6 protein-coding genes and 1 pseudogene are annotated in these 6,543 nt (G+C 62.1%); 2 read left to right on the forward strand and 5 right to left on the reverse strand.

Annotated features, from left to right (window positions below):
• The 5 genes from EN991_RS18425 to EN991_RS18445 all read right to left on the reverse strand — a co-directional run.
• Nucleotides 1-532: ATP-binding cassette domain-containing protein (locus tag EN991_RS18425; protein ID WP_164769176.1), on the reverse strand; the 532-nt coding region annotated here is incomplete at its 3' end.
• A 3-nt stretch (nucleotides 533-535) separates the two neighbouring features.
• The gene (locus EN991_RS18430; RefSeq protein WP_013532869.1) at nucleotides 536-1,522 is read right to left on the reverse strand and encodes an ABC transporter permease; all 987 of its coding nucleotides are present in this window, start codon (nucleotides 1,520-1,522) and stop codon (nucleotides 536-538) included.
• 114 nt (nucleotides 1,523-1,636) lie between these two features.
• Nucleotides 1,637-2,572 (reverse strand): substrate-binding domain-containing protein, encoded by a 936-nt coding sequence (locus tag EN991_RS18435; protein WP_013532868.1) that lies wholly within the window; start codon nucleotides 2,570-2,572, stop codon nucleotides 1,637-1,639.
• A gap of 322 nt (nucleotides 2,573-2,894) precedes the next feature.
• A complete protein-coding gene (locus EN991_RS18440) occupies nucleotides 2,895-3,440 on the reverse strand; it encodes a hypothetical protein (RefSeq protein WP_064995104.1) in 546 nt (181 codons plus the stop codon).
• Nucleotides 3,441-3,516: 76 nt separating this feature from the next.
• Nucleotides 3,517-4,674: a fumarylacetoacetate hydrolase family protein gene (locus EN991_RS18445; protein ID WP_063167634.1), complete on the reverse strand. Its 1,158-nt coding sequence runs from the start codon at nucleotides 4,672-4,674 to the stop codon at nucleotides 3,517-3,519.
• A gap of 237 nt (nucleotides 4,675-4,911) precedes the next feature.
• On the opposite strand from EN991_RS18445, the gene EN991_RS18450 reads away from it, so the two are divergent.
• Both EN991_RS18450 and EN991_RS18455 read left to right on the forward strand, forming a co-directional pair.
• On the forward strand, nucleotides 4,912-6,192 hold the full coding sequence (locus EN991_RS18450; RefSeq protein ID WP_127369270.1) for an FAD-dependent oxidoreductase: 1,281 nt from the start codon (nucleotides 4,912-4,914) through the stop codon (nucleotides 6,190-6,192).
• Nucleotides 6,193-6,297: 105 nt separating this feature from the next.
• Nucleotides 6,298-6,543: pseudogene (locus EN991_RS18455) on the forward strand (ABC transporter permease); the annotation flags it as partial.

Raw genomic sequence — 6,543 nt, forward strand, 5'->3', positions numbered from 1 at the left:
GATTGTTGGTGGGCTCGTCGAGGATGATCAGGTCGCTGTCGAAATGCATGGCGCGCGCGATCGCCACCGCCTGACGCTCGCCGCCGGAGAGCGAACCGATCGGCGTCGTCGGCGGGATGTTCTTCGAGATGCCGACCTGCTTGAGCAGGTCGCGGGCAACCGTGTTCATCGCCTCCTGGTCCATCCGGTTGAGGAAGCGCGGCGGTTTGATCGGCTCGCGTCCGAGGAACAGATTGCGGGCGATCGACAGTTGCGTGACCAGTGCGGAGTCCTGGTAGATCGTCTCGATGCCATGGGCGATGGCGTCGCTGGTGCTGCGCAGGCTCACCTTCTTGCCACGGATGAAGATATCGCCGCTGGTCAGCGGAACGGCACCCGAAAGCACCTTGATCAGCGTCGACTTGCCGGCGCCGTTGTCGCCGAGCAAGCCGACGATCTCCCGTTCATTGACATGGAAATTGGCATCCTCCAGCGCCTGCACGCGGCCGTAGGACTTGCGGATGTTCGTCATGCGGATCAGTGGCTCGGCCATGGTTCAAGTCCCCGCCTGATGCCGGCGTTCCAGCCATGAATGCAGTGCCATCATGCCGAGGATGATGGCACCGATGAAGATGTTATAGGCAAGACCAGGCACGCCGATCAGCACGATGCCGTTGCGCATCACGCGCAGGATCAGGATGCCGAGCACGGTGCCGATGATCGTGCCGCGCCCGCCGGTAAGTGCGGTACCGCCGATCACCACCATGGCGATGACTTCCAACTCATAGCCGGTACCGCTGTTGGGGTTGGCGGCGGACGTGCGCAACGAAGAGATGACGCCGGCAAGCGAGGCCATGACCGACGACAGCACGAACAGGCCGATCTTGACCCCGCTGACATTGACGCCGCGCGCCCGCGCCGCGCTCGGGTTGCCGCCGGCCGCCTGGATCCAGTTGCCGGTGCGGCTTTGCGTCAGCACATAGCCGAGCGCGATCGCCGCGGCGATGAACCAGAACAGTGACATGTAGATGCGGAACGGGCCGATGAAGAAGTCGCCGACCAGCGCTTCCGCCAGCCAGCTGCCCTCCGCACTCCAGGTGCGCTGGGGAAAACCGTCGGTGACGAAAAGGGCGGTGCCGCGCACCACCAGCAGCATGCCGAGCGTCACCAGGAAGGATGGGATCTTGAGCTGCGTCACGAACCAGCCATTGACCAGCCCGATGAAGGCGGCGACCAGCAGCGCGGCGACAAAGCCGGCTTCGAGCGAGGTCAGGCCGCTGTTGAACAGGGTCCACATCAAGACCGGCGAGAAGCCGAACAGGGAGCCGACCGAGAGGTCGAACTCGCCGGACGTCATCAACAGCGTCATCGCCAGCGCGATCAGGCCGAGCTCGACCGTGAAAGCCAGCGTGTTGGAGATGTTCTGCGGCGACAGGAAGTCGTGGTTGAAACTCCAGAAAACGGCGATCTCGACGACGAGCAGCACGAAAGGGCCGAATTCCGGCCGTGCGATCAGGCGTGGGACGAGCGAATGATTTTCCACAGGCAATCCGCGACATGAGTGGAAGGCTGAGCGTTGCACATCGCGTGCGAAGGGCTCGGCGAAATGGAGAGCCAGTCGCGACCGTTGGGCGGCCGCGACTGTTGAGATTGGATGTTACTTGCCGGACAGGATGTCGTCGTAGATCTGCGCGGTGTCTTTTTCATAGAGCGCGCCGGTGATGACGTTGAAGCCCGGAGGAATGCCGCCGGCGGCCATATTGGCCAGCGAAAGCGCGACATAGCTGGTCGCCTGCGGGTCCTGCCACTGGCCGGCATTGACATAGCCGTTCAGCACTTCCTGGGTGGTGTCGAGCGAATTGCCCCAGCCGACGACCGGGATTTCGCCCGGCTTGATGCCGACCTGGTCGAACACCCGCTTGATCGAGCCGGTGACGAGGTCGCCTAGGCCGATGATCGCCTTGACCTTGGCCTTGTTCGCCGTGAGGTAGTCGACCATGCGGTTGATCACTTCAGCCTGATCAAGCGTCGCTTCCGTGATTTCATAGGTGATGCCGAGCGGCTCGAAGACGCTCTTGATGCCTTCCTCTTCCTGCACGCCATAGGTGGCGCCGGGGATTTCGACCGGCATCCAGACGAAGTCGCCCTTCTTCACCAGGCCTTTGTCGACCAGATACTGTGCCCAATGCTTGCCGAAGGTGACATTGTCGCCGCCGACATAGGCGTTGAAATCGGCTTTCGGATCAGGCGTGTTGAAATTGATGATCGGCACTTTCGCCGCACGCGCTTCCTTGACGATCTCGATCAGGCTGCCCGGATCGGGGCTCGTGGTGACGATGCCATCGGCCTTGGCGGAGAGGGCGGCGCGAACCGCTTCCTGCTGCGAGGCGACATCGCCGTTGTGGAACGAGGTGTTGACCGTGTTGCCGGTGTCCTTGGCCCACTGCTTGGCGCCGGCCAGGAAGTAGGTCCAGACCGGATCGGCCGGACCGCCATGCGAAATCCAGTAGAACGTCTTGGCCTGTGCCGCTGCTGGTACCACCATCAGCGCCACCAACAGGCCGTATAGAACGAGTCTTAGCCGTGTCAGCATTTGATTTCCTCCCGTTTGTAGATCGTCAGTTCAAAATCCGTTCCCTTGTTCTGCGTCTTTTGCCAGTGCCGATTGAATGCGTCAGAGCATCCCCTTTTTCGACGGATGGCAAGCCTCCATCTGCCAGGCCTCCATCTGCAGGTGTAGTGGGCGCCTGACGGGGCGTCATCAGCCGTCCCATCAGATTGCATCAGTTGAGGTGATTTTCCGACTGTCGGATAATTGATGTCGAGGCTAGCCGAGCAGATAGTCCTCGTCATGGTCGGCGCGCAGGTTGCTCCACAGCCGATCGGCCGCCAGGCGAGCAAGGCGATTTGTTCCGTTAGGTATCCGACAAATGCAGATGCTCGGGCACTCGCAGCATTTCGGCATTGGTGAGTCTTCCGCTGGTGAACTCTAATCGGAGCCCCTCGCAGTATCCGATGGCTTCTCCCTCGATAGGACGTTTGCTGGCCATCAGGAACGCGACAACGCCGAGATCGATGATCCCACCGTGCGTCACCAATAAGCCCGTCGCTTCGTTGGGAACTCGGGCAGCTATGCTCGTCCACAGTCGCACTTGGGTGTTAGCAAATGCAATGCAGTCTACGTCCGATCGGAGTACACGTTCTACCTCCGCCAACGGGCTCGGCCACGAGATCGTTTCGAGTATATTTTTGGGAAGAATTCCAAGTTCGGCAATCAACTCATTTACTTCGAAACCCATCGCAATTGCGGTTTCGATTGCCCGTGGAATTTCGCTTGTGACAACAAGTTCATAAGAGTCAGCCCCTTGGGCTACAAACCGCGCTAGTTCGATTCCTTCTCGAGAAAGGTGCGCGCCAGGCTTGCGCCTCATGGTGTGCCGGCGAACATCAAGTATCGTCATTGGATTCCAGTCCGACGAGGTCACGAGTAATAAGGCGCCAACATTGCGTTGATGGTGGCCCTGGGCCAAGGCTTGGCTAAATAAGATCGGCCTTCGCCAGCTCCCGCATCAGATGGCTGGCGCCGTAGGTCCAGTGCGGGCAGTCTGGCGACAGCTGCACGCGGTTGACCAGCGCGCCGAATTTTTCCGACGAGATGGTGACGATGTCGCCGACCTTGTGGGTAAATCCCTTGCCCTTCTCGCCGCGATCCTTGGACGGAACGAACATGGTGCCGAGATAGAGCGCCAGCCCGTCCGGATACTGGTGGTGCGGCCCCATGGCCGCGGCGACCAGTTCCTCCGGCGAGCGGCTGATCTCGGCCATCGAGCTTGCGCCCTCCAGCGAGAACCCGTCCTCGCCCTCGACTTTCAGGCGCACGACGGCGCGCTTGACGTCATCGATGGAGAATTTCTCGTCGAACAGGCGGATGAAGGGGCCAAGTGAGGCCGAGGCATTGTTATCCTTGGCCTTGCCGAGCAGCAGCGCCGAACGCCCTTCGACGTCGCGCAGATTGACGTCGTTGCCGATAGTGGCGCCGACGATCCTGCCGCTGGAGGCGGCGATCATGGCGATCTCGGGTTCCGGATTGTTCCAGGTCGACACCGGGTGCAGCCCAACATCGGCGCCGAAGCCCACCGAGGCCATCGGCTGGCACTTGGTGAAGATCTCGGCATCGGGGCCGATGCCCACTTCCAGATATTGCGACCAGGCGCCGCGCGAAATCAGCTTGGCCTTGATCTCCATCGCTTCGGGCGAACCGGGCTTCAGCTTCGACAGGTCGTGGCCGATCAGTCCGGCAATGTCGGCGCGGATGGCATCGGCTTTTTCAGCCGAACCACGCGCCTGTTCCTCGATCACCCGTTCCAGCAGGCTGACGACGAAGGTGACGCCCGATGCCTTGACCGCCTGCAGGTCGACCGGGGAGAGCAGGTAGGGTTTTGCTGGATCGCGCCCAGTTTCAAAACTGTTGGCGGCGATGTCATCGAGCGAACCGATCGGTCTGCCTTCGGCCGAGCGGACATGCCCAGCCGGGTCGGCCATCTCGCAAAGGTCGCGCATGGTCGGTGCCGTACGCGAGGTGATGTCGAAGACCGTGCCATCGCGAACCGTGACGACCAGCGGGTATGCAGCACCGCTGCTTCTGGCGCGTCCGACAAAAAGGCCCTCGCTGGGCAGGTGGGTCGGGTTCGTCATGGCGCTCTGTCCTCTTAGTGATCGACAATGTGGTGAAGTGATCGACAATGTGGGCTAGCCGGATCGGCGTGGCACTTTCACCGGATTCCCATCAAAGGTCTATCCCGTCGCAGGCGATCGGAACTCTGGGTCTCCGGTCGTCTCGGCGGCAGTCCACAGGCGAAAGCCATGGTGCTCTTTCAAAATTGTGAAATTCTGACTAGGATTTTCACCAATCGCAGCGCATTCAGGTGACCCTTGGCGACAGCATTCTCCGATCCCATCTGGCGCAGGCCGCAGGCAGCTTTCACGTTTCAATCGCTTCCCAATGGCGAACGGGTCGATCTCGCCATCGTTGGCGGTGGCATCATGGGCTTGTCGACTGCCTTGCATGCCGCCCGGCTTGGCCTGTCGGTGCAGGTGCTGGACGCCGGCGAGATCGGCCAGGGCGCATCAGGCTTGAATGGCGGCCAGGTCATTCCCGGCCTGAAATACGATCCGGAATGGTTGCTGGAGCATTTTGGCCCGGAGCGCGGCGAGGCGCTTGTCAATTTCGCGGCGTCGACCGCCGACGCGGTGTTCGAGCTGATCCGCGACGAGAAGCTGGCGGTGCCGTTCGTTCGAAATGGCTGGATCCAGGCGGCGCACACCGGGGCCGCGCTGAAGGCGGCGACGAACCGCGACCGGCAATGGCACGCGCGCGGTGCCGACGTCCGGTTGCTGAACGCAGAGGAGACCGCAGCCAGGACCGGCGCACAGGGTTATCTCGGCGGCTGGCTCGACCGCCGCGCCGGTGTGATCGATCCGCTCGCCTACACGTCTGAACTTGCCCGGGTCGCGACCGCGGCTGGCGTGAGGATAGCAGAGCGCCAAAGGGTCGTGCGGCTCGCCAATGCCGCCGGTGTTTGGCGTATTTTGATCGAAAATGGCCTGGAATTGCAGGCAAAGGCGGTCGTGCTGGCGACAAACGCCTATACGGACGGTCTGATCCCCGGTCTCGCCCAGACGATCGTGCCGCTGCATTCCTTTCAGATCGCCACAGCGCCGCTGCCGTCCAATCTGGCGGCCACGATCCTGCCGGAAGGGCAGGCGGTGTCGGACTCCAGGCGCATCCTCGTCTACTACCGCAAGAGCGCCGACGGCCGGCTGGTGCTTGGCGGACGGGGCCGCATGGCGCTGCCGACGAGCGCCGGCGACTGGGCGCATCTCGAGCACGCGCTGGTACGGCTCTATCCCTCGCTGTCCGGCGTTCCCATCGAGAAGCGCTGGTTCGGCCGGGTTGCGATGACGCCGGACCACCTGCCGCACATCCACGAGCCGGAGAAAGGCCTGCTCGCCGTGGTCGGCTGCCAGGGTCGTGGTGTCGGCCTGATGACTGCGCTTGGCGAGCGCATCGCCAGCTACCTCCAAAGTGGCGACGCCAGGCAATTGCCTTTCCCGGTCTCGCCGATCCGGCCGATCCCGTTTCACGCCTTCCGCCAGGTCGGCGTCGCCGCGACCATCGCTTGGTATCGCCTGCTCGATGCGTTGGAGCGCTGACCAGGGCGCTTCATCCCCTTGGGGCTCCGTTAGGGGATTCTGCTTGACAGTTTCATGAATATGAAAAACTCTAAGCCAATTTCAAATTTCCCAATAGGCAGGTCGATGTCGACCCTAGTTGCCACATCAGCGCCAGAGGCCCGGTCTTCCCAGGGCTTCCGGGTCGCCATGCTGCTGCCGGGCGCGCTGGTCACCTTGCTGCTGATCCTGTTTGCGCTTGGCCTCGTGCTTTTCCTCGCCTTCCGCGGCAATGACGGTTCGCTGCTCGGCGCCGGTTTCACCGTCGCGAATTTCGTCACCGTGGTGTCCGATCCGCTGTACTGGACGGTGACGCTGCGCTCGCTGATCATT

The sequence above is a fragment of the Mesorhizobium sp. M7A.F.Ca.US.005.03.2.1 genome (genome assembly GCF_003997795.1).
GTDB classification, from domain to species: Bacteria; Pseudomonadota; Alphaproteobacteria; order Rhizobiales; family Rhizobiaceae; genus Mesorhizobium; species Mesorhizobium ciceri.